Source organism: Spiribacter salinus M19-40 (genome assembly GCF_000319575.2).
GTDB lineage: Bacteria > Pseudomonadota > Gammaproteobacteria > Nitrococcales > Nitrococcaceae > Spiribacter > Spiribacter salinus.
This window is the reverse complement of record NC_021291.1, coordinates 529,566-551,009: the sequence shown is the minus strand read 5'-3', so window position 1 is coordinate 551,009 and position 21,444 is coordinate 529,566. Positions and strand designations below refer to the sequence as shown.

Here is a 21,444-nt window from a genome sequence, read left to right as displayed (position 1 = left end):
CAGTCTCGGAGTAATACCGGTGTGACAGCTGCCCCGCCGGCGATGAAATTCGACTGATGCTCATTCTGTCGCATCAGCCGCATGATTCTAATGAGCCACGCGCCCTGCCGGCAAGGCGCTGGACGATAGCGGCACCCACTCGGCCTCAAGGCCCTCGTGTCGATAAAGGCGATTTAACGCCCGCTGCGGCATCTCAACGGTCAGCCGCACATGGCCCGCCTCGGTGTATTCCTCTTCAAGGACATCGCCGAGGGCGTAGAACTTCGCGCGCAAGCGGCCCTCCGCCGGGCTCAACTCGATCACGCCTTTTGCCTGTTCGACGGCCACGCGCTCAGCGATCGCCTCGCGCAGCAGGTCCAGCCCTTCATTGGTGGCGGCCGACAGCCACACCGCCCGAGCAACGCCCTCATCGTCGCGCTCGAGGCGCGGTGCAAGACCCCGTAAGTCAATCTTGTTGTAAACCAGCAGCTGCGGTACAGCGTCGGCCCCCAACGCGTCGAGAACCGAATTCACCTCGCGCGCATTATCCTCGCGCAGCGGATCCGAGGCATCGATCACATGGACCAGCAATTGCGCCTCGACCACCTCTTCCAGAGTGGATCGGAATGCGGCGACCAGTTGCGGTGGCAAATCACGAATAAAGCCCACGGTATCGGCGATCACCGCCGCCTCGCCGCCCGAGAGCTCAATCCGCCGCATTGTGGTATCGAGCGTGGCGAACAGCTGATTAGCGGAATACACCTGCGAGCCAGCGACCCGATTAAACAGCGTGGACTTGCCCGCATTGGTGTAACCCACCATTGACACGGCCGGCAAATCCTTGCGTCGGCGGGCCTGGCGCCCCTGGTCCCGCTGCTGCCTTACCCGCCCGAGCCGGCGCTCAAGCTGTTTGATGCGCACACCAAGCATGCGCCGGTCCATCTCAAGCTGCGTTTCACCAGGCCCCCGCAGGCCGATGCCGCCCTTCTGGCGCTCCAGATGAGACCACCCGCGGACGAGTCGACTGGCGATATGGCGGAGCTGCGCGAGCTCAACCTGTAGCTTGCCCTCATGCGAGCGCGCCCGCTGAGCAAAAATATCCAGAATCAGGCCCGTTCGGTCGAGGACCCGACATTGTAATTCACGCTCGAGATTACGCTCCTGGACCGGAGAGAGCGGATGGTTGATGAGGACCAGATCAGCCTGCTCGGCGCTCTTTAGGGCCTGGAGTTCAGCCACCTTCCCGGGGCCAAGGTAGGTCTTGGCATCCGGCCGCCGACCTCGACCGGTTTGATAACCGCAGACGTCGGCCCCGGCAGAGACGGCCAGCGCCTCAAACTCCCGCAGCGCCTCATCGGCATCCAGAAAGCCATCATCAATCTGAACCAGCAACGCCCGCTCTCCGCCGCCAGGCCGCTCAAAAAGCTGGGCCGGCGCGGTCTCTACGGGGGCCGTTGGCTCATTCGTCCTCGGCTTCGGGATTCCGCTCCTCCTGCAGCAGCGTGCTGACATTACGAGACGGCACGATCGTTGAAATCGCGTGCTTGTATACCATCTGACTAATGGAATTGCGCAGCAGAATCACGAACTGGTCGAAGGAATCCACCTGCCCCTGCAGTTTGATCCCGTTTACCAGGTAAATGGACACCGGCACTTTCTCTTTGCGAAGTGCGTTAAGAAATGGTTCCTGCAATGACTGCCCCTTCGACATGCCGTCGAGACTCCTTGATCGCTTTGGCGATTTTTCTTGTGCGTTGCCTTCGATTCAATCTATCACGTCAGCCAGTTGAGCCCTAAGCGTGTTTTGCACTGCGGCATCATCAGCGCTCACCCAGCGAATCCCGGTCTCCCGCCGAAGCCACGTTAACTGCCGACGGGCAAACTGCCGGGTGGCGACCACGCCGCGGTAGATCACGTCATCCTCAGGCAGGTTGCCCTCCAGCCAGTCCCAGACTTGGCGGTAGCCCACGGCCCGCATGGCCGGCAAATCACGGTGCAAGTCACCGCGTGCTCGCAACGCTGCGACTTCCTCAACCAGGCCACCATCCATCATGGCGGCAAAGCGCCGGGCAATTCGATCATGTAGCCAATCCCGGCGCTCAGGCGCAATACCTACTCGGACTACCGGGCCCGGCAAGGGTTCCGTTGCCGAGCCGATTTGCTGCTCACCCAGCGGGCGGCCGGTTAGCTGATAGACCTCAAGGGCACGCTGGATACGCTGGGCGTCATTTGGATGCAGCCGCTCGGCGATGACCGGGTCCACTGCGCCCAGTCGCTCATGCAAGGCAGGCCAACCCTTCTGCGCGGCCTCTGCCTCCAGCGCGGCCCGAAAAGCCGGATCGGCGGCGGGCAGCGATGAGAAGCCCTGCAACAGGGCCCGGTAATACAGCATGGTCCCGCCCACCAGAAGCGGAATACGACCCGCGGCTCGGGAATCGGCAATCAAGGCTCGGGCATCGCTGGCAAAATCCGCGGCCGAATAGGCTTCGGCCGGATCGCGAATATCCACCAGCGCATGGGGTACGCGTGCCCTGACCGCAGGATCCGGCTTCGCCGTTCCGATATCCATTCCCCGATACACCATCGCAGAGTCCACACTGATGATATCCAGGCGGGATGAGCTACGCGCATGAAGATCAAGGGCCAGGTCCGTCTTGCCGGTCGCCGTTGGGCCCATCAAGCAAATCACCGCCGGTAGATCGTCCTGCCGCGGCATCAGCGCCCTCGCAAAAAGAGCCGATCAAGATCCGCCATGCCCAGCTCTACCCAGGTGGGCCGTCCGTGATTACATTGATCGATGTTCGGCGTTTGCTCCATTTCCCGCAGCAAAGCGGTCTGCTCAGCCAATGTCAGACGCCGGTTCGCACGAACCGACCCATGACAACCCATGGTGCCGAGCAACTGCGCGACCCGACCTTCCACCACGTGACCCGCGCTACCCTGCTCAAGCTCACCGAGGACATCCCGAAGCAGGGCCTCCGGATCGGCATCAGTCAGTAACGCCGGCACCGCACGCACACGCAATTGCTCGGGGCCTGCGCGATCAACCTCCAGACCCACCTCCGCCAATACCGCCTGACCGTCTTCCGCGCGGTCGGCCTCGGCGGGCGTCACGGTGACCGGCACGGGCACCAGCAACGGCTGGCGGGCAATCTCGGCGCTCGCATACTGTGCCTTCAGCCGCTCATAGACGATGCGCTCATGGGCTGCGTGCATATCAACCAGCACAAGTCCATTGGCCGATTCCGCCAGAATGTAAACACCATGGATCTGAGCGATGGCCTGACCCAGGCGCGACGCGTGTGCCTGGCCATACACCCGCTCGGCCTCAGCCAGGGGTAACGCGGAGCCTGGTGAGGTGGGCGGCGGTGCCGGGGCCCCCAGAGCAAGCCGGCCTGAGTAACTCGAGGGGCCCGAGGAGGCGAATGACACCGTCGGTGTGGCCTCGGGAGTGCTGACCGGAGCGTGGCTGCCATCGCCGTCCATCGGTGCCGCTGCACCGCCGTGCGCGAGTGCCTGCGCGACCTGACGCTGAATGAAATCAAACACGAGCCCACTCTCGCGGAACCGGACTTCATGCTTGGTCGGATGGACATTCACATCCACCTGGGCGGGATCGATCTGAAGATGCAGCAGATAGGCCGGGAAGCGGTCCTTGAACAGCACATCGGCGTACGCCCGGCGAAGGGCCTGCGTTACCAGCCGATCCCGGATCATGCGGCCATTGAGATAGATATACTGCAGATCGGGTTGCCCGCGGGAGGCGGTTGGCAGGCCGAGCCAGCCGCTCAAGCGCATCCCCGCACCCTCGGCATCGAGCTGTAGGGCCGCGTCAGTAAACCCCTCCCCCATCATGGCGGTCACCCGCTGCCCAGCCGCCTCAGCGGGCAGCGCGGGCAGCTGCATCAAGGCCCGGCCATTATGGGTGAGCTGGAACCCCACCTCCGGGCGCCCCAGCGCGACCCGCCGGACCAATTCCTGAAGGTGTCGTAGCTCCGTGCGCTCAGTACGCAAAAATTTGCGCCGAGCCGGCACCTGATGAAACAGATCACGAACTTCAACCGTTGTGCCGACCGGATGCGGCGCCGGCGCAAGCTCAGCCTCCGCTGCCACCGTCAGCACATGGCCATGAGGCGCCTCCTCGCTACGCGAAGTGACCCGCATTGTGGCGACTGACGCAATGCTTGGGAGCGCCTCACCGCGAAAGCCGAGCGTTGCAATATGCTCCAGATCGTCCAGTGACCCAATTTTGCTCGTCGCATGGCTCGCCACCGCCAGCACAAGATCGTCGGGCGTCATCCCGCGGCCGTCGTCACGGACCCGAATCAGGGACTTACCTCCCGCTTCCAGATCCACCTGAATGGCCCGAGCACCCGCATCGAGGGCGTTTTCCAATAACTCTTTGAGAACCGAGGCGGGACGCTCGATGATCTCGCCCGCCGCGATCTGGTTGACGAGTTCCGGGGGTAGACGCTGGATAGCCATGCGTCAATTATGCGGGCAGGTGCCCGGGATGTGAACGCGCGATCAGGGAAGTTGCAGCGTCCGCCCGGCGTGCAACTGATTGCCAGGTAAGTTATTCACACTTCGCAGAGACTGCACGGACACCGAGTGGCGAGCCGCGATTTCCGATAGGGTATCGCCGCGTTCCACCGTGTATTCGCCGCCGGCGAGTCGAAGATCGGGGCGCTCGCTGCCGGCGTACTCACGAATGCCATTGAGGATGCCGCCAGCCAGCTGGCGCTGATAATCCGCGGATTTCAAGCGTCGCTCCTCTTCCGGATTGGACAGAAAGGCAAGCTCGACCAGTACCGAGGGCATATCGAGGCTTTTCAGCACCGCAAAGCCCGCCTGCTCAACGCCTTTTCCATGAACGTCGCCCACCGCCGAGAGCTCGGATTTGACTACTTTGCCAAAGGCCAGACTCTCCTCGACGGTGTGCGCGCGAGACAGATCGACCAGAACAGAGGCCACCTGAGGATCCTTGTCCCCTAGCGACACCCCGCCGATACGATCGGCGGCATTTTCGCTACGGGCGAGCATGCGCGCCATCTCACTGGATGCACCATTGCGCGACAAAACGAAGACCGAGGAGCCTTTCACCCGTCGATCGGTAAAGGCATCGGCATGAAGTGAAACAAAGAGATCAGCATTCGCCGCCCGCGCCTTGCGCGTCCGGTCACGCAACCCGACATAGTAGTCACCATCCCGGATGAGCACTGGACGCAATCCGTCCACCGCATCAACACGCCGCGCCAGTCGCTTGGCGACACTGAGCACGATGTCTTTTTCGTAGGTCCCGGCTGGGCCAATGGCGCCAGGATCTTCGCCCCCGTGGCCGGCATCGATGGCCACGACAAAATCACCCCGGGGCGTCCCATTGCTGGTCTTCACCGGTGTCCGCTCGCGCTCCCGTTGCACAAGCAAACCCTCGGTTGAACCCTCGCCCGTTAGTAGATCGACGACGAGCCGGTCGCCGTATTGGCTATTCGGTGCAACCGCGAACCCCTCAGCCTTCAGCGCACGATCCAGGTCAAAAACAATGCGGACACCATCGTCGCGCTGACCGGTGCGCACCCGCTCAATCGGCCCCTCGCTACGAATCCCGTCAACGAGCTCATCGCTGAGCTGGGTGTTCGCCAGATCGACAACCGCCCGATCCGGGTCGTCGAGCACGAACAGCTCGTGCCTCACCGGCTCGGAGAGATCGAACACCACCCGCGTGTGCTCAGGGCCCTGCCACGTCCTGATCGCTTCGACGACGACCTCAGCCATCGCAGCGGCTGGGGTCAGCAACAGGGTTAAAGACAGGATCGCGGCGCGCATCGGGTAGCCTCAAAACTCGAATCTGGCGGGAGTAATGCCATAAAGCCGGCGAGGTTTCAAGGAAAACCTTGCGTGAATAACAAGATAGGGCCGTCTTTTAGCTCAAAGTCTCACTGAATCGCCAACGTGGCCTGGCGGCCTTGCCCGTCAGCCGCTAAATCGATCGTCCAGTCCGGTGCCGGCAACACGCCACGCCCTTGCGCTGGCCATTCCACCAGCAACAAACCCTGCCCGAGCAGCTCACGTAGCCCGATGAACTCGAGCTCTTCGGGATCACCCAGGCGGTATAAGTCGAGGTGAAAGACCTGTCGGCCCGCCAGTTCATAGGGCTCAATCAACGTATACGTTGGGCTACGAACCGCGCCGTCGTGGCCTGCAGCACGCAGCAGACCCCGCACCAACGTGGTTTTCCCGGCGCCAAGATCGCCAGAGAGATAGACACAGCCAGTGACGGGCAGCTGCGGCCACAAGGCTGCCCCCAGCGCCAGCGTGGCCGATTCGTCTGGCAACGAAACGCAACGGCTCTTCACGGGTTCACCACGCCGCGCAATTGATCCACAAGATCACCCGCCAGCAATCCGCGCTCGCCATCGCGCGCGGCCCGATCGCCGGCCTCAGCATGCACCCGAGCACCAACCGCAGCAGCCTCCCACGCTGATAGCCCCTGAGCGCGTAAGCCCAGGACAACCCCCGTCAGCGCATCACCCATCCCGCCGCTGGCCATGCCCGGATTACCGCCTTCAATCACGCGGCATCGCTGTCCATCGCTCACGAGCGTCCCAGCACCCTTGAGCACCACGACGCCCCCGTAGCGCTCCGCAAGGGCTGTGACGGCGGCGAACCGATCGGCCTCGACGGCATCGGTTGAGCAGCCAAGCAGTCGTGCCGCTTCCCCCGGATGGGGCGTAAGCACCCAGTCTGGTCGAGCCACCGGCGACTGTGCGAGCCAATTCAATGCATCCGCATCCACGACCAACGGCCGCCCAGCCGCTAAAGCGGCCCCAAATAACCGCCGCCCCCAGGCCTTGTCCTGCCCCAGCCCCGGCCCAATAGCCACCACGGATGCCTTCTCCAGCAGCGGCGCGATCAACTCCGGCTGATCGATGCCTTGCACCATCAACTCCGGTCGGGCCGCCAGGCACGGCGCGACATGCTCAGACCGCGTAGCCACTGAGACCAGACCGGCACCTGAACGGGCGCTCGCCTCGCCGGCAATCCGCACAGCACCCCCCAGCCCGCGGTCGCCACCGATCACAAGCGCGTGGCCAAACGCCCCCTTATGAGCACCCCGCGGGCGGACCGGCAGATAACGGGACAATGCGGTCGCGGGAAAACGCTGAGCCGCGGGGGTAATGCCTTGATAAACCCCAGCAGGGACGCCGAGATCATCGAATAGGACCTCTCCGGCATAATCGGCGGCATCGCCCGTGAAAAGGCCGCGTTTAAGGCCAATAAATGTCGGGGTAACAGCGGCTCGAACCGCGGTGCCAAGGACCTTTCCCGTGGCCGCACTCAGGCCGGAGGGCACATCCACGGCCATCACCGGCTGACCCGCGGCATTTACCGCATCAATTACCTCGGCAAAGCGACCGGTCACCGGACGATCCAGGCCGGTACCTAACAGGGCATCCACGATGACATCCGCCTGAGCGGCAAGCTCAGGTGTAAACGCTCTTGGCGTCAGGCACTCGCAGGCCTGCTGGGCCGCCAGACCCGCATCTCCCTCGAGCGCCTGCAGATCGGTCAAGACACACAGATCGACTCGGTGACCCGCCTCCGCGGCCAGTCGGGCGATCACAAACCCATCACCGCCGTTATGCCCCCCGCCGCATAGGACCAGGATGCGCCGAGCGTGCGGGTACCGGCTCGCCAGGAGAAGCCATGCGCATCGCCCGGCCCGATGCATCAGGACCCGACCGGGGACACCGCTGTCATGGATCGCCGCGTGATCCAGCGCACGGACCTGCTCCGGGGTGTAAAGGGCGTCGGGCAATGCATCCATACTCGTCAGTATACCTCTGCCACCTATAGCTACTGAGTCGTTAAACTGGCCCCCTATTCTGAGCCGGAGTCTGTTTTGGCCGAGACCGCACAACCTGCGATGCCGGATATGGAACGTCTCGCCGTGGCACTCCGTCAATGGGCGGAGGCGCTCGGTTTTGATAGCGTGGGCATTGCCAAACCGGCGCTGGCCGAGGACGAGGCGCATCTGCTGCGCTGGCTAAAGGCGGGCCGTCACGGCACGATGCGCTGGATGGGCCGGCACGGTGTCAAGCGCGCGCGCCCTGACCAGCTCATCCCGGGCACAGCGCGCATTATCAGCGTGCGCATGGACTACCGCCCACCGGACCTGGAGGCGGACGATGCGATCCTTGCCGATCGCCGACGGGCCTTTGTCGCCCGATACGCCCTGGGCCGGGATTATCACAAACTGATGCGCCGCCGCCTCCAGCAACTCGCTGAGCAGATCGAGACAACGGTGGGACCGTTCGGCTATCGCGCGTTCGTCGACAGCGGCCCGGTGCTGGAAAAGGCACTCGGGCGCAACGCCGGCCTGGGCTGGATCGGCAAAAACACCCTTTTGCTCAATCGTGAGGCCGGCTCTTACTTCTTCCTTGGTGAGCTCTTCACCGATCTCCCCCTCCCTGAGGATGCACCGGTTGAAGACCTCTGCGGCAGCTGCCGGGCGTGTATTGATGTCTGTCCCACCCAGGCCATCACCGGGCCCCGGCAGCTGGACGCCCGGCGCTGTATCTCCTATTTGACGATCGAGCATGAGGGCAGCATTCCGGAAGCGCTACGGCCCAGCATTGGCAACCGGGTGTTCGGTTGCGATGACTGCCAAGCCGTTTGCCCCTGGAATCGCTATGCGCAGCCCACGGATGAGGCGGATTTTCATCCACGCCATGGCCTGGAACACGCCTCACTGATCGAGCTGTTCCGCTGGGATGAGGCGACCTTTCTCAAGCGCACCGAGGGCTCAGCAATCCGCCGGCTCGGCCACGAACGCTGGCTGCGCAATCTCGCGGTTGCGCTCGGCAATGGCCCGGCTGACCCTGAGGCCATTCAGGCGCTGAGTGAGCGCCTCGAGCATCCATCCGACCTGGTGCGAGAGCATGTGGACTGGGCGCTCCGCCAGCTCCAATCAGCGACGCTACCCTCGGTAACGAGCGATCAACCCCGCGGTTGATCCATCCAGCGGCGTTTCCGGTGTTGCCCCGCCTAGCAGCGGTTTAAGGTCAGCCGCCAGCCCCTTGCCCAGTTCCACGCCGAATTGATCAAAGGGATTGATCCCCCACACCGCCGCCTCAGCAAAAGTGCGATGCTCATACAGCGCAATCAGCGCACCCAGCCGTTCGGGCGTCAATGCATCAATCAACACCGTGTTACTGGGCCGATTCCCCGGACAGGCTCGCGCGGCCGGCACATCGGCTCCGCCACGGCCCTGCATGAGCGCCTGGCTCTGGGCAAAAAGATGAGCCGTCAGCTCGAGGGGATCCCCGCGCTCACCCGCCACCGGGCGGATCACGCCAATGAAATCCACCGGCACCACGTCTGTGCCCTGGTGCAGCGCCTGGAAAAACGCGTGCTGACCCGGGGTACCGGTCTGGCCCCAAATCGCACCTGCGGTTGGCACCGCCACCGGGTTGCCGAGCCGATCCACGGACTTGCCATTGCTCTCCATAACCAGTTGCTGGAGATAGGCCGACAGCCGCCCCAGGCGCTCGGTATAAGGCACGACGGCCTGGCTACGCCGACCCAGCAACGTGCCATTGAATACCGACAGCAAGCCAAGGATGACAGGCATATTGGCGTCGAGGGGTGCCCGCCTGAAGTGTTGATCCATGCCATGCGCACCGGCGAGCAACGCCTCAAGGCAGTCGGACCCGATCCCCAATTGGATGGCGAACCCCACTGCCGACCAGAGCGAGTAGCGCCCACCGACCCAGTCGCGCATCGGCAGGGCCAGGGCGGGATCCAGCCCCAGGGCCCGAACCCGCTCGAGATTGGCCGTAATAGCCAACACCTGGCGCTCGATGACCGCATCAGACGGGACTCGCCGGCGCAGCCAGGCCATCGCCTCATGAGCATTGGCCATCGTCTCCACGGTGCCAAAACTCTTCGAGACAACCAGCACCAGCGTCGTTTCGGGATCACAAACCGCCAGCGCGCGCTCAAGCTCCACGCCATCCACATTGGCGACAAAATGCACCGCGGGCCCATCCACCATCGGCGCCAGGGCCTCAAGCACTAAGCGCGGACCCAGGTCCGAGCCACCAATACCGATGTTGATCACATGGCGAATCGGCTTGCCCGTTGCGCCCATGTACTCGCCCGACCGTATACGCTCAGCCAGCTCAGCCATCCGCGTCCGGGTATCCATTACCTCTCGGTGGATGGCCTCACCCGCCGGACCCGGTTCCGCCGCTGGCTGGCGCAACGCCGTGTGCAGCGCGGCGCGGTCTTCGGTGCTATTCACCGCCGTGCCATTGAACATGGCCTCACGCTGCGCGGGCAGATCACATGCCTCAGCGAGGGCCAGCAGGGCCTGCCAGGTCGCCGCGTCTATGGGCTGTTTGCTGTAATCCAGCAGCAACCCCTCGGTCTCCAGTGAAAACTGATCGAAGCGCGTCGGATCCGCATCGAACAGATCGACCAGCCGCGTTGCGCGGATGGCCTCACGGCGGTCAACCAGCGTCTGCCATGCCGGTAGCGTCTCGAGTGATGGCATTCAACCTCCTCGCTTCACGATGCCGGGCGGCGAACCTGCACGTTATCAATCAACCGTGCCCGGCCCAGATAGGCGGCTGCCGGTATGACGAGATCACAGTCGCTGGGCGCGGGTCGCCCCAGATCACTCGCCCGACGAATCTCAAGGTAATCCGGTGTCAGACCGGCATGCTGCAAACGCGCCAGACCCTCGGCCTCCAGGCCTGCGAGATCGCCATCGCCCTCGGCGAGGCGCTTCGCCACATCACGCAATGTCTGGTAGAGGACCGGGGCCTGGGCCCGTTGAGCCTCACTCAGATAGGCGTTTCGGCTGCTTAATGCCAGGCCGCTCGGTTCCCGGGCCACCGCGCCGCCAACGATCTCCACGGGCAGACTGAGATCTCGCACCAGATGCTTGATCACCAGCAACTGCTGATAGTCCTTCAGCCCAAACACGGCCAGATCCGGCTGGACGATGTTGAGTAGCTTGGTCACCACCGTTGCCACCCCCACGAAATGGCCAGGCCGCGACGCGCCGCACAGGATATCGTTGAGCACCGGCACGCTGACCGCTGTGCGCAGGACAGGGCCATCCGGGTAAATCGCCTCAACCGGCGGTGTGAATACTAAATCAGTCGCATGCTGTTTGAGCGCGGCGCAGTCGGCCGCTAGCGTGCGCGGATAACCCTCGAAGTCCTCACCCGGCGCGAACTGGGTCGGGTTAACGAAAATGCTGACCACGACGCGATCGCTTCGCGCCCGCGCCTCATCCACCAGCGCCAGATGCCCGCCATGGAGATTACCCATCGTCGGCACAAAACCAATGCGCTCGCCGGCCCGTCGCCAGGCCGCCACCTGCTCACGCAGCGCGGCAATGGACGTGATCTCCTGCATGCTTACTGAAAACCGTGTTCCGGCCTGGGGAACGTGCGGGCTCGAACAGCTTGAGTGTAGCCGGCGAGGGCGTCAGGGATACTGCCGGCATCAGCCAGAAAGTCATGACTGAACGTCGGCGGCCGGCCAGGCGTGATACCAAGAATATCCTGCAGCACCAGAATCTGGCCATCGCAGTCAACACCCGCGCCAATACCAATCAGCGGCACACTGACGGCCGCCTGAACCTGTGCCGCTACGCTCGCTGAGAGGCATTCGACCAGGAGCAGATCCGCACCCGCCGCCTCGAGCGCCCGGGCATCGGCCAGCACCGCCTGCGCCTCAGCGTCGCTGCGGCCCTGGACGCGATAGCCGCCCATCTGCCCCACCCGTTGTGGGCGCAGCCCAAAGTGTGCACAGACGGGCACGCCAGCAGCGGACAGCGCCGCCACAATCGGGGCCTGCTCGGCTGTCGCCTCGATCTTGACCATATCCGCCCGGCCCTCTTTCATCAGCACACTGGAACTCGTCAATGCGCTGGCGGCGTCATGGTCACTGAGAAAGGGTAAATCGACCATCAGATAGGCGCGCTCGAGCCCCCTGGCTACACAGCGGGTGTGATAGGCCATTTCTTGCAGGGTGACCGGCACGGTGTCCGGATGGCCCTGCATGACCATGCCCAGGGAATCGCCCACAAGAACCACATCCACCCCGGCGGCATCCACCGCACGAGCGAAACTGTAGTCGTAGGCCGTCAGGGCGACGATCGGCTCGCGGTCGGCTTTCATCCGCCGCAGTGTCGAGAGCGTTATCCGTTGCGTCATGCCCTTCAGAGTACGCTCATGTCCGGGTTGAAGTAATGGCGGCCTGTGCGGGCACGGCTCATTTCCTCAATCAGCAAATCCAGGTGTCGCTCATCACCCGCAGGATCAATCCCCGCGCTGTTAACGATCAACACCGGGGATTCGCTGTAGTGGTGGAAAAAGTCCACATAGGCACCCGCTAGGCGCTCAAGATAGTCCGTTTCAAGCCGGGCCTCCGGGCCAACGGCATGCTTGCGCAGTCTTGCTTGCAACACCTCAACGGGCGCCTGCAAGTAAATGACCAGATCCGGTGCCGGCACGCCGGGAGAGAGGCTTTGCCAGACACGATCGTAGAGATCGAATTCGTGGGCATCCAGATTGAGCTCGGCGAAGAGCCGGTCCTTGGCAAAAAGGAAATCCCCGACCACACGAGGCTGGAACAAATCACTCTGGCGCAGATGCGAGAGGAGCTCGGCACGCTGCATCAAGAAAAATAACTGGGTAGGAAAGGCCCCTTCCCGAGGGTTGCGGTAGAAACGCTCAAGAAAAGGATTTTCCTGACTGCGCTCAAGCAGGGCCTCAGCCCCCAGGCGCTCGGCGAGCTTTTCTGTGAGCCGCGATTTACCGACCCCGATGGGGCCTTCGACCACTACGTAATTCAGTCCGCCCTGTGTCATGCCCTTATCCGAGTCTTATGAGATCACTGCCATCAACGCCCACTAGCAGGTCTCGGAGCGGCCCGAGCCCCGGGATGTCCAGGCTCGGGGTAATTTCTGTCAGAGGATACAGGACGAACGCGCGCCTCGGCAGGCCGACGTGCGGAATCGTGAGATCGGCCTCATCAATCTGCTCACGGCCGTGTAACAGAATATCGAGATCAAGCAATCGAGGCCCCCAGCGCTGACCATCGCGGAGGCGGCCCGCCTCCGCCTCCAAATGGTGGAGTTCGGCCAGCAGCGCCCGGGCATCGAGCTCCGTTTCCAGCTCGGCTACCGCATTCACGTAATCCGGCTGATCTGCCGGGCCCATCGGCGGGTTGCGATACAGCGAGGACACCTGTTCGACGCGCGTCAGCGGTATCCCAGCCAGCGCCGCGAGTGCCCAGCGAACCTGCGCAACCGGATCACCCAGATTACTGCCGATACCGATGTAGCTGCGCATGCCCGGCGACTAATCGCTACCCGCACGCTCAGGCGCTGGCGAGCCACCGCCGCGCCGACGCCCCCCACGCCGTCGCCGGCGAGCCGGTGTCGGCGGTGGCGCATCCGCGCTCTCGGTGGTGAACGCCCGCCACCATTCGGCCAAATCCCGGTCAGCGAGTCCCGCTTCGGCACGCAGCAGCAGGAAATCGTAGGCGGCGCGAAATCGGGGGTGAGAGAACAAGCGTGTGGCTTTCTTCTCCGAGCGCGTGTCGAATCGTGGCTGCATGGCCCAGATCTCGCGCATGGGTAGTCCAAAGCGCTTGGGAATAGCGACCTGGCGAAGCTGGCGCTCCAGGGCTTCGGTAATGGACTGCTCGAATAACTCCCGATCAATACCGCTCACCATTTTGCCGCGGGGCAACTGAGCGAGTATGGCCGGCCAGAGCAGTGCCGCAAACAAAAAGGCGGGCGTCACGGGGCGGTCTGCATTGACGCGCTGGTCGGTGCTCTCGAGGGCTCTGGCCAGGAACGTGATGAACTGCCCATGCTCGTCGTCATCCAGCGCCGTGTCGGTGGCGGGGAACAGATAGCGAAACAGCCCGTGCTGGCGCAGCGACTCAAAGGTCTCTACACCCTGCCCGGCCATGAGCAGCTTAAGCACCTCATCGAAGAGCCGCGCGGGCGGAATGTCATCAAGCGAATCCGCCATGCGGGGAATGGGCTGGGCCGTCGCCTCGTCAATGACAAAGCCAAGCTTTGCCGCAAAGCGCACCGCTCGCAGCATGCGCACCGGGTCTTCACGATAACGAACCTCAGGGTCTCCGATCAGCCGCAACCGACCGGCCTTGAGATCCGCCATACCACCGGCGTAGTCCACGACCGAGAACGTCGCGATGTCGTAGTACAGGGCGTTGATCGTGAAATCGCGGCGCAGCGCGTCTTCCTCGATCGTGCCATAGACGTTGTCGCGCAGGATCATCCCGTCCTCAAGCACCCGATCGCCGTCGTCCTCCGCCTCTGGCGGGTGCAGCGCCCGAAATGTGGCCACCTCGATAATCTCAGGGCCCCAGTGGACATGGGCCAGGCGAAAGCGTCGGCCGATCAGTCGGCAGTTGCGAAACAGGGCTTTCACCTCATCCGGTGTGGCATCTGTCGCGACATCAAAATCTTTGGGCTCGCGGCCCAATGAGAGATCGCGGACGCCACCACCGACCAGGTAGGCGCCATAGCCCGCGTTCTTGAGCCGATACAGGACCGTCAACGCGCGCTCGCTGATGTGGCTTCGCGAGATCACATGCTCATCGCGGGGGACAATGGTGGGTTCAATGGAGGGGCTTTGGGAAACAGTCACGGAGCGAAACACGCCTCTTGTACCAGGACTTTGAGACCGTATAATACCAGCCCTCGCCGACCGGGCCGATCACAATCGTCTCGCAGGTGAATGCCAGAAACCGTGCTCCCATCGTCTAGCGGTTAGGACGCTGCCCTCTCAAGGCGGAAACCGGGGTTCAAGTCCCCGTGGGAGCGCCATCTCTCCTGACGTTCAGCCATTCGATCGGCTGATCAATTCGCCAGCCCGCCTCATGCGCATTGGCGACCATTAGCCGAAGCACTTCGTGAGCATGCACCCGTGTTAGCGCGAGCCCACCGATCGGCTCGGCACGCATGCGCTCCTCCGGCTCGCCCGGTCGCGGCTGTCCAAGCAATGCCAGCACGATGTGGCTGTCTTGCGCCTCTACTTGCGCTTCGGTCACCAGATGATGCGTCCACTCGATCGGCGGTTCAGCACCCGGGTCTTCGTCGCCCGTCTCCAAAGATCGCTCATGATCGCGCTGCGCGGCGAGTTCAGCTCGGGCACCGATGTGCTCTAGCGCCATGATGGTGTCGTGAGCCATCCCGCCCTCGCCAGCGGGATGGCTCTCTTTTAATACGTGATTCAAGTGCTGGGTCAACGACATCAGCGCACGCCTGGAGAGCCAAGCGATATGACCGCCCCCCGCCACCATGGTCAAGTGCATGGCGATGCGGTCCTCAAGACTCGAGTAGGCAAACCGAATCTGGTGAACCCGTGGAAAGCTCTGTTCTGTACTCATCCGATGCACTATCCCAGCGCCTGATCAAAAACAACCCACATCATGCCACGACAGCGGCGGGGAGGTGCCGGCCAGCGCAAATTCGAATAAACTTTTGGCCAAGATGAGTATGGACCCTGATCAGCGCCCCAGCCTCCTTCGCCGTCTCGCCGCCGTGCTGTACGACGGCATGTTGCTTATTGCCATCTGGATGGGTGCCGCCGCGCTGTGGATTGGCCTCCAGGGTGGTGAGGCAGCGACGGCAGGGGACGGTCTGTTTCGCGTCTATCTGCTCGGCGTCGCCTATCTGTTCTTTGTGGGCTTCTGGGTCATCGGTGGGCGGACGCTGGGCATGCAGGCGTGGCGGCTCCGGTTGGTTGATGCACACGGCCAGCGCATTTCAACACGGGCGGCGACCCACCGCTTTGTCACCGCCATTGTGTCTTGGCTACCGGCGGGCGGCGGCTTTCTCTGGGCCCTCATCGACCGCGAGGGATTGACCTGGCACGACCGCCTCTCGCGGACGTACCTCTCCCTCGAACCCAAACGCCGTTAACGGGTGCGGCGCAGCGCCAGCCATGCCAGCAGACCAAACAACACCGTCGGCGCAAGCGCGCTGACCGGCGCCGGCAACCCGTACACCAGACCGGCATTCCCGAGAAACCGGTTGAGCAGGAAAAACGCCAGGCCAATCAACACACCCAGAAAGATCTGCTGGCCCACACCGGCACTGCGTTGCGACCCGAATACCAGCGGCACCGTGAGCAGCAGCATGACCACGGTGGACAAGGGAGTCGCCACTTTCACCCAAAGCGCGAGCTGATAGCGCCCGCTGTCCAGGCTGTTGGTCTCCAGGTAACCGATGTAGCGCAGGATCTCGCTGATTGCGAGCGTGCTGGCATCGACGACAACCACCTCCAACGTTCGCGGACGCAGCTCGCCACCCAGCTCGAGCGAGGCCATCGGACTGACTGACACGCGATCCTCACCCAGCCGGGTCACTTCCGCGTCGTCAAGTTGCCAAGCGCCATCGACGTAGCGCCCACCCGCGGCCGTGATCACCCGCGTGAGCTGATTACCCTCGATTTCATAGGCAGTCACACCGGCCAGCAAGTCGGGCTGCAATACCCGGTCAATCCGCAGCATGTAAGCGCCGTCCCGCGCCCAGAGATCGCCGCCGGCTGTTGCGACCCCGCCATCGCTGCCTTGGGCCTGCAGGCTCTGCGCCAGTCGGGTGGCAGGCGGCGCTGCCCACTCCCCTATGGCAGCGGCAAGAACCGCCAGGGCCACGCCGGCGAGGACCACCGGTCGCGCGATACGCCCAATCGACAATCCCATGGCCCGCATGACGACAAGCTCGCTGCGCGCCGCCAGGGCGCCAAGACTCACCAGCGCACCAATCAGCGTTGCCATCGGGAACGCCTCATATGCCCGCTGGACCATCGACAAACCCACCGCCAACATGGCGTCAGGCAGCCCGTAGCCGCCCTGGCCAATATTATCCGCCTCGTCGATGAACTCGAATACGAAACTCAGGCATACAATGACAAACAGGCCAGCCAAGGCCCCGGCCACCACCGTGACCGCAACATAGCGATCGATGCGGGTGAGGATCATTGCGGTGCCCATCCCCGCCAGCGGATTCCGAGCCGAACGCTAAGCCCGGCAAGCACAACCGCCAACGCGACGAGGTGCACTCCACCGACACCCGCCCACACGGGGATTGCGCTGCGAACCGCCCAGTCAGACACCGCAATCAGCAAATTGAAATAAATCATGAAGATGAGTACCGCAATGACGACTCGTCCATACCGTCCGCTGCGGGGACCCGTGCGCGCCAGCGGAAGGGCGCCAAGCGCCAGGACAAAAACCATCAATGGATAAGACAGGCGCTGCGCCAGCTCAGCCCTCGCCCTCGGATCTGCAGCATCGAGCACCTCACCCAGCGGCCGGGCATCCAAGCCAACACCAGGCTCTATCGGGTCCGGCTCGGACAGCCGCACGCCGTACTCATCATAAGCCAGCAGCTGCCAGTCGCTCTGTCCCGGCTCACCGCGATAGCGGTGCCCATCACTGAGCACCAGGAATTCGCCAGGCGCGACCTCATCGACCGCGCGTCGCCCCGCTGTCGCTACCCAGATCTCCCGGCCATCCGCTGTCTGGCGCTCAGCAAAAACCTGATTCATCCGGCCTTCCTCAGTGATCGTCGCAACGTAGACCGTGGTATCGCCACCCAGCCCCAGGAACCGACCTGGTTGCAAACCCCGGAATTGCACCGTCTGCTCAGCGTTGGCGACAACACGATCCGCCTGGCGCTCGGCAGCCGGCCCAAGGGTCAGCGTCAGTGCACCCACCAGCAGCGCGAGTGGCAGCGCGACCGCCAAGATCCCGCGATAAATGGGCCACGGTCCAATGCCGCAACCGGCCATGGCGGTCATTTCCGAGTCGCGATAAAGCCGGCCCAGTGCCAGCACAACACCCAGGAAGAAACTGCCGGGCAGCACCACGCCCAGATTAGCGGTCGCTTTAAGCCCGAGGAGGGTAAAAATGACCTCCGCCGGGATATCGCCACTGGCCGCATCCGCCATGAACTGCACCAGCCGGTTGGTCAGTAGCACCACAAACAGCACGACTGTCACCGCGAGCCAGGCCAGCAGGACCTCACGCAGCAGATAGCGACTGAGACGGGTCAGCCCCACGACAGCAACCCACCGGCTGGGGTAGTCTTATAGCGTTTATGCAATGCGATCTTCCTCGATCAGGCAGTGCGCCAGGGGACCATGGTACAGCCGCAGGGCCGATGATGCCGCGGGTCGATTTCTACATACTGGCACTTGAGGGCACCGAGGCCAGAGAGCACTTCTGTTGCCGGCTTGCGACCCGGGCCTGGCGCGAGGGGCATACGGTCCAGGTGCGTGTGGCCGACGAGGCGGCGGCCGAGCGGCTGGATAACGCGCTGTGGACTTTTGATGAAGTGAGCTTCATCCCTCACGGCCGCGAGTCGCTCGATGGCGACAACCCGATTGTCATCAGCCCGGCGCCGGCGCCTGGTGACCTGATGATCAACCTGACCGACGCCCTGCCCGACGACTGGACCACATGCACGCGCATTGCCGAAATTATCAGCGCCGAGGAGCCGATACGCCAGACCGGCCGAACGCGCTATCGAGACTACCAGCAGGCAGGGGCAACCCCCCAGACCCACCGCATCGAGTCCTAGGAGCAGCCAGAGACCATGGAGAAGACCTACAACCCCGGTCAGATCGAACCCAAGTGGTATGAGACCTGGGAGCGCAACGGCGATTTTCAGCCGAGCGGTGAGGGCAATCCCTACTGCATCATGATCCCGCCACCCAACGTGACTGGCACCCTGCATATGGGACACGCATTCCAGGACACGCTGATGGATGTGCTCACGCGGTATCACCGGATGAAGGGCAACAACACCCTCTGGCAGCCAGGCACTGATCATGCGGGGATCGCTACCCAGATGGTCGTGGAGCGTCAGCTCAATGCCGAAGGCACCACACGCCAGGCGCTGGGGCGCGAGGCCTTCGTCGAGAAAATCTGGGAGTGGAAGGATCAGTCCGGCGGGACGATCCAGAACCAGATGCGCCGATTGGGCGCCTCCGTGGACTGGTCGCGTGAGCGATTCACGATGGACGAAGGCCTCTCTCACGCCGTGCGCGAGGTCTTTGTTCGCCTGCATGAACAAGGTCTGATTTACCGAGGCCAGCGCCTGGTGAACTGGGACCCCGTTCTGCAGACCGCGGTCTCGGACCTCGAGGTCGAATCGGCTGAGGAGCAAGGCTCGATCTGGAAGCTCCGCTATCCGCTGGCCGATAGCGATGAATCCGTGGTCGTGGCCACCACGCGGCCAGAGACCATGCTCGGTGATACCGCGGTGGCCGTGAATCCCGAGGACGATCGCTTCAGCCATCTCGTCGGCCGGCGGATCCGCCTGCCGCTGGTCGGCCGGGAGATTCCGATCGTGGCCGATGAGTATGTGGATCCGGCCTTTGGCACCGGCTGCCTCAAGATCACCCCGGCCCACGACTTCAACGACTATCAGGTCGGTCTGCGGCATGGCTGTGAGCCAATCAACATCTTCACCGAGGACGCCCGCGTCAACGATCATGCGCCGGTCACCTACCGCGGACTTGATCGCTACGAGGCCCGAGAGCGCATCGTGGCTGACTTCGAGGCAGCGGGCCTGCTTGAGGCCGTCGAGCCTCATCGCCTGATGGTGCCCCGCTGTGACCGCACGGGTGTGGTGGTTGAGCCGTATCTGACCTACCAGTGGTTTGTGGACCTGACCCGCGAGACGCAGACCGACGGCCGACCCGGCGGCTGGAGCGAGATCACCCGACCCGCCATTCAGGCCGTCCGTCAGGGCGATATCCGCTTTGTCCCGGAGAACTGGACCAAGACCTATTACAACTGGCTTGAGGAGATTCAGGACTGGTGCATTAGCCGGCAGCTGTGGTGGGGCCATCGCATCCCTGCCTGGTATGATGCCGACGGCCATGTCTATGTGGGTCGTGATGAGGCAGAAATCCGCGAGCGTCACGGCCTCGGCGCGGACATCACCCTGCATCAGGATGAGGATGTTCTCGACACCTGGTTTTCCAGCGCCCTCTGGCCTTTCTCCACCCTCGGTTGGCCCGAGCGCACCCCCGAGTTGAACACGTTCTACCCCACCAGCGTGCTGGTCACCGGATTCGACATCATCTTCTTCTGGGTGGCCCGCATGATCATGATGGGGCTCAAGTTCGAAGACCAGGTTCCCTTTCATGAGGTCTATATCCACGGCCTGGTGCGAGACGCCGATGGCGCGAAGATGTCGAAATCGAAAGGCAATGTGCTCGACCCCATCGACATTATTGACGGGATCGATCTGGAGTCGCTGGTCGCCAAGCGCACAACCGGGCTCATGCAGCCGCAGCTTGCACCAACCATTGAGCGCCAGACCCGCACGGCCTACCCCGACGGAATTGCCGCCCATGGCACCGATGCGCTGCGCTTTACCTTCGCCAGTCTTGCCACCACGGGTCGGGATGTCGTCTTTGACATGGGCCGTGTCGATGGCTACCGCAACTTCTGCAACAAGCTCTGGAATGCGGCGCGCTTTGTGCTCATGAACACAGAAGGCGAGGACTGCGGCACCCAGGGCGGTGATATCGAACTTGGCGCGGCCGAGCGGTGGATTATCTCCCGGTTGCAACGCACCGAGCGCACCGTGATAGACGCCATCGACGGCTATCGTATGGATCAGGCCGCTCAGGCGATCTACGAGTTCATCTGGGATGAGTACTGCGACTGGTATCTCGAACTCGCCAAACCGGTACTCCAGGGCGAGGCGAGCGATGCAGCCCGCCGCGGGACCCGTCAGACCCTGGTGCGCGTCCTCGAGGCCACGCTGCGCCTGACCCACCCAATCATGCCCTTCATTACCGAGGAGATCTGGCAGCGGATCGCGCCGCTTGCCGGCGATGCCACCGGCACCCTAATCCGCCAGCGCTTCCCGGTACCAGAACCCGGGCGCGAGGACACGGAGGCGGAGAAAGAGATCGCCTGGCTACAGCGTTTCATCCTCGGCATCCGCCGCATTCGCGGCGAAATGGATATCGCACCCGGCCGCCCCCTGCCTGTGCTCTTGCAAAACGCGGGCGCCGTCGACGAGGAGCGAGTGGCGCGCCATCGTCAGGCGCTCGATTTCCTGGCCCGGCTGGAGTCGATCACTGTGCTCCCAACCGGAGAGGAAGCGCCGGAGTCGGCGCTAGCGCTGGTGGATCATCTGGAGATTCGGGTGCCGATGGCCGGACTCATCGACAAGGAGGCTGAGCTCGCGCGCCTTGACAAGGAGCGCAAGCGCCTCGCCGATGAACTCAGCCGAACCGAGGGCAAGCTTGCGAATGACAATTTCCTGAATCGCGCACCGGCTGACGTCGTTCAACGCGAGCGCGACAAACTCAGCGAGGCACGCTCGGCGCTGGAGCGGCTGAATGAGCAGCGAGTCCGAATAGAGCAGCTCTAAGC

Annotated in this window: 20 protein-coding genes and 1 tRNA gene; 5 read left to right on the top strand and 16 right to left on the bottom strand. The window is 63.3% G+C overall.

Features of this window, described 5'->3' with window-relative positions; all coding sequences use genetic code 11:
* Nucleotides 1-87: 87 nt before the first annotated feature.
* From hflX to SPISAL_RS02695, 7 genes are all read right to left on the bottom strand, one after another.
* Nucleotides 88-1,461: a ribosome rescue GTPase HflX gene (gene hflX, locus SPISAL_RS02725; protein ID WP_281166725.1), complete on the bottom strand. Its 1,374-nt coding sequence runs from the start codon at nucleotides 1,459-1,461 to the stop codon at nucleotides 88-90.
* Nucleotides 1,439-1,690 carry an RNA chaperone Hfq gene (gene hfq / locus SPISAL_RS02720; protein WP_016352946.1) on the bottom strand — a complete coding sequence of 84 codons (252 nt, stop codon included), beginning with the start codon at nucleotides 1,688-1,690 and terminating at the stop codon, nucleotides 1,439-1,441. The genes hflX and hfq overlap by 23 nt, the downstream gene beginning before the upstream one ends.
* Nucleotides 1,691-1,744: 54 nt before the next feature.
* Nucleotides 1,745-2,695, bottom strand: a complete 951-nt coding sequence (gene miaA / locus SPISAL_RS02715; RefSeq protein WP_016352945.1) for a tRNA (adenosine(37)-N6)-dimethylallyltransferase MiaA — start codon at nucleotides 2,693-2,695, stop codon at nucleotides 1,745-1,747.
* Nucleotides 2,695-4,464, bottom strand: coding sequence for a DNA mismatch repair endonuclease MutL (mutL, locus tag SPISAL_RS02710; RefSeq protein ID WP_016352944.1), 1,770 nt, complete (start codon nucleotides 4,462-4,464; stop codon nucleotides 2,695-2,697). The genes miaA and mutL overlap by 1 nt, the downstream gene beginning before the upstream one ends.
* Before the next feature lie 42 nt (nucleotides 4,465-4,506).
* On the bottom strand, nucleotides 4,507-5,805 hold the full coding sequence (locus tag SPISAL_RS02705) for an N-acetylmuramoyl-L-alanine amidase (RefSeq protein WP_016352943.1): 1,299 nt from the start codon (nucleotides 5,803-5,805) through the stop codon (nucleotides 4,507-4,509).
* Between the two features lie 110 nt (nucleotides 5,806-5,915).
* Nucleotides 5,916-6,314: a tRNA (adenosine(37)-N6)-threonylcarbamoyltransferase complex ATPase subunit type 1 TsaE gene (gene tsaE, locus SPISAL_RS02700; RefSeq protein ID WP_016352942.1), complete on the bottom strand. Its 399-nt coding sequence runs from the start codon at nucleotides 6,312-6,314 to the stop codon at nucleotides 5,916-5,918.
* Between the two features lie 17 nt (nucleotides 6,315-6,331).
* Nucleotides 6,332-7,807 (bottom strand): bifunctional ADP-dependent NAD(P)H-hydrate dehydratase/NAD(P)H-hydrate epimerase, encoded by a 1,476-nt coding sequence (locus SPISAL_RS02695; protein ID WP_016352941.1) that lies wholly within the window; start codon nucleotides 7,805-7,807, stop codon nucleotides 6,332-6,334.
* A 108-nt stretch (nucleotides 7,808-7,915) separates the two neighbouring features.
* Here SPISAL_RS02695 and queG point away from each other — a divergent pair, with 108 nt between their 5' ends.
* Nucleotides 7,916-8,995 carry a tRNA epoxyqueuosine(34) reductase QueG gene (gene queG, locus SPISAL_RS02690; RefSeq protein WP_081633248.1) on the top strand — a complete coding sequence of 360 codons (1,080 nt, stop codon included), beginning with the start codon at nucleotides 7,916-7,918 and terminating at the stop codon, nucleotides 8,993-8,995.
* On the opposite strand, the gene pgi is transcribed toward queG, so the two are convergent.
* Genes pgi through pcnB form a run of 6 tightly spaced genes read right to left on the bottom strand, consistent with a single transcriptional unit; the run spans nucleotide 8,960 to nucleotide 14,684 of the window.
* Nucleotides 8,960-10,537 carry a glucose-6-phosphate isomerase gene (gene pgi, locus SPISAL_RS02685; protein WP_016352939.1) on the bottom strand — a complete coding sequence of 526 codons (1,578 nt, stop codon included), beginning with the start codon at nucleotides 10,535-10,537 and terminating at the stop codon, nucleotides 8,960-8,962. The two genes, queG and pgi, sit on opposite strands and share 36 nt — an antisense overlap.
* A gap of 14 nt (nucleotides 10,538-10,551) precedes the next feature.
* The gene (gene panC, locus SPISAL_RS02680) at nucleotides 10,552-11,409 is read right to left on the bottom strand and encodes a pantoate--beta-alanine ligase (protein ID WP_016352938.1); all 858 of its coding nucleotides are present in this window, start codon (nucleotides 11,407-11,409) and stop codon (nucleotides 10,552-10,554) included.
* Between the two features lie 2 nt (nucleotides 11,410-11,411).
* Nucleotides 11,412-12,212 (bottom strand): 3-methyl-2-oxobutanoate hydroxymethyltransferase, encoded by an 801-nt coding sequence (panB, locus tag SPISAL_RS02675; RefSeq protein ID WP_041389157.1) that lies wholly within the window; start codon nucleotides 12,210-12,212, stop codon nucleotides 11,412-11,414.
* A gap of 5 nt (nucleotides 12,213-12,217) precedes the next feature.
* Nucleotides 12,218-12,868: a deoxynucleoside kinase gene (locus SPISAL_RS02670; RefSeq protein WP_016352936.1), complete on the bottom strand. Its 651-nt coding sequence runs from the start codon at nucleotides 12,866-12,868 to the stop codon at nucleotides 12,218-12,220.
* Between the two features lie 4 nt (nucleotides 12,869-12,872).
* A complete protein-coding gene (gene folK / locus SPISAL_RS02665) occupies nucleotides 12,873-13,352 on the bottom strand; it encodes a 2-amino-4-hydroxy-6-hydroxymethyldihydropteridine diphosphokinase (RefSeq protein ID WP_016352935.1) in 480 nt (159 codons plus the stop codon).
* A 9-nt stretch (nucleotides 13,353-13,361) separates the two neighbouring features.
* Nucleotides 13,362-14,684, bottom strand: a complete 1,323-nt coding sequence (gene pcnB, locus SPISAL_RS02660; RefSeq protein ID WP_245539906.1) for a polynucleotide adenylyltransferase PcnB — start codon at nucleotides 14,682-14,684, stop codon at nucleotides 13,362-13,364.
* 104 nt (nucleotides 14,685-14,788) lie between these two features.
* Here pcnB and SPISAL_RS02655 point away from each other — a divergent pair.
* A tRNA-Glu gene (locus SPISAL_RS02655) sits at nucleotides 14,789-14,863 on the top strand.
* On the opposite strand, the gene SPISAL_RS08800 is transcribed toward SPISAL_RS02655, so the two are convergent.
* A complete protein-coding gene (locus SPISAL_RS08800) occupies nucleotides 14,842-15,426 on the bottom strand; it encodes a hypothetical protein (protein WP_016352933.1) in 585 nt (194 codons plus the stop codon). The two genes, SPISAL_RS02655 and SPISAL_RS08800, sit on opposite strands and share 22 nt — an antisense overlap.
* A 109-nt stretch (nucleotides 15,427-15,535) precedes the next feature.
* Between SPISAL_RS08800 and SPISAL_RS02650 the strand changes: the two genes are divergently transcribed.
* On the top strand, nucleotides 15,536-15,961 hold the full coding sequence (locus SPISAL_RS02650; RefSeq protein WP_016352932.1) for an RDD family protein: 426 nt from the start codon (nucleotides 15,536-15,538) through the stop codon (nucleotides 15,959-15,961).
* Here the strand turns inward: SPISAL_RS02650 and lptG are convergent.
* Both lptG and lptF read right to left on the bottom strand, forming a co-directional pair.
* A complete protein-coding gene (lptG, locus tag SPISAL_RS02645) occupies nucleotides 15,958-17,022 on the bottom strand; it encodes an LPS export ABC transporter permease LptG (protein WP_041389493.1) in 1,065 nt (354 codons plus the stop codon). The two genes, SPISAL_RS02650 and lptG, sit on opposite strands and share 4 nt — an antisense overlap.
* Nucleotides 17,019-18,104, bottom strand: coding sequence for an LPS export ABC transporter permease LptF (gene lptF, locus SPISAL_RS02640; protein WP_016352930.1), 1,086 nt, complete (start codon nucleotides 18,102-18,104; stop codon nucleotides 17,019-17,021). The genes lptG and lptF overlap by 4 nt, the downstream gene beginning before the upstream one ends.
* 101 nt (nucleotides 18,105-18,205) lie before the next feature.
* Here lptF and SPISAL_RS02635 point away from each other — a divergent pair, with 101 nt between their 5' ends.
* Together SPISAL_RS02635 and SPISAL_RS02630 are read left to right on the top strand one after the other, a co-directional pair.
* Complete coding sequence (locus SPISAL_RS02635; RefSeq protein ID WP_051111879.1) at nucleotides 18,206-18,625, top strand: DNA polymerase III subunit chi; 420 nt, start codon at nucleotides 18,206-18,208, stop codon at nucleotides 18,623-18,625.
* 15 nt (nucleotides 18,626-18,640) lie between these two features.
* On the top strand, nucleotides 18,641-21,442 hold the full coding sequence (locus tag SPISAL_RS02630; protein ID WP_016352928.1) for a valine--tRNA ligase: 2,802 nt from the start codon (nucleotides 18,641-18,643) through the stop codon (nucleotides 21,440-21,442).
* Nucleotides 21,443-21,444: the final 2 nt, after the last annotated feature.

Bases quoted from the DNA above. Each gene is read 5' to 3' on its own strand.
- hfq (WP_016352946.1), bottom strand. From the start codon at position 1,690: ATGTCGAAGGGGCAGTCATTGCAGGAACCATTTCTTAACGCACTTCGC.
- miaA (WP_016352945.1), bottom strand. From the start codon at position 2,695: ATGCCGCGGCAGGACGATCTACCGGCGGTGATTTGCTTGATGGGCCCA.
- mutL (WP_016352944.1), bottom strand. From the start codon at position 4,464: ATGGCTATCCAGCGTCTACCCCCGGAACTCGTCAACCAGATCGCGGCG.
- SPISAL_RS02705 (WP_016352943.1), bottom strand. From the start codon at position 5,805: ATGCGCGCCGCGATCCTGTCTTTAACCCTGTTGCTGACCCCAGCCGCT.
- SPISAL_RS02695 (WP_016352941.1), bottom strand. From the start codon at position 7,807: ATGGATGCATTGCCCGACGCCCTTTACACCCCGGAGCAGGTCCGTGCG.
- queG (WP_081633248.1), top strand. From the start codon at position 7,916: ATGGAACGTCTCGCCGTGGCACTCCGTCAATGGGCGGAGGCGCTCGGT.
- pgi (WP_016352939.1), bottom strand. From the start codon at position 10,537: ATGCCATCACTCGAGACGCTACCGGCATGGCAGACGCTGGTTGACCGC.
- panC (WP_016352938.1), bottom strand. From the start codon at position 11,409: ATGCAGGAGATCACGTCCATTGCCGCGCTGCGTGAGCAGGTGGCGGCC.
- panB (WP_041389157.1), bottom strand. From the start codon at position 12,212: ATGACGCAACGGATAACGCTCTCGACACTGCGGCGGATGAAAGCCGAC.
- SPISAL_RS02670 (WP_016352936.1), bottom strand. From the start codon at position 12,868: ATGACACAGGGCGGACTGAATTACGTAGTGGTCGAAGGCCCCATCGGG.
- folK (WP_016352935.1), bottom strand. From the start codon at position 13,352: ATGCGCAGCTACATCGGTATCGGCAGTAATCTGGGTGATCCGGTTGCG.
- SPISAL_RS08800 (WP_016352933.1), bottom strand. From the start codon at position 15,426: ATGAGTACAGAACAGAGCTTTCCACGGGTTCACCAGATTCGGTTTGCC.
- SPISAL_RS02650 (WP_016352932.1), top strand. From the start codon at position 15,536: ATGGACCCTGATCAGCGCCCCAGCCTCCTTCGCCGTCTCGCCGCCGTG.
- lptG (WP_041389493.1), bottom strand. From the start codon at position 17,022: ATGATCCTCACCCGCATCGATCGCTATGTTGCGGTCACGGTGGTGGCC.
- SPISAL_RS02635 (WP_051111879.1), top strand. From the start codon at position 18,206: ATGATGCCGCGGGTCGATTTCTACATACTGGCACTTGAGGGCACCGAG.
- SPISAL_RS02630 (WP_016352928.1), top strand. From the start codon at position 18,641: ATGGAGAAGACCTACAACCCCGGTCAGATCGAACCCAAGTGGTATGAG.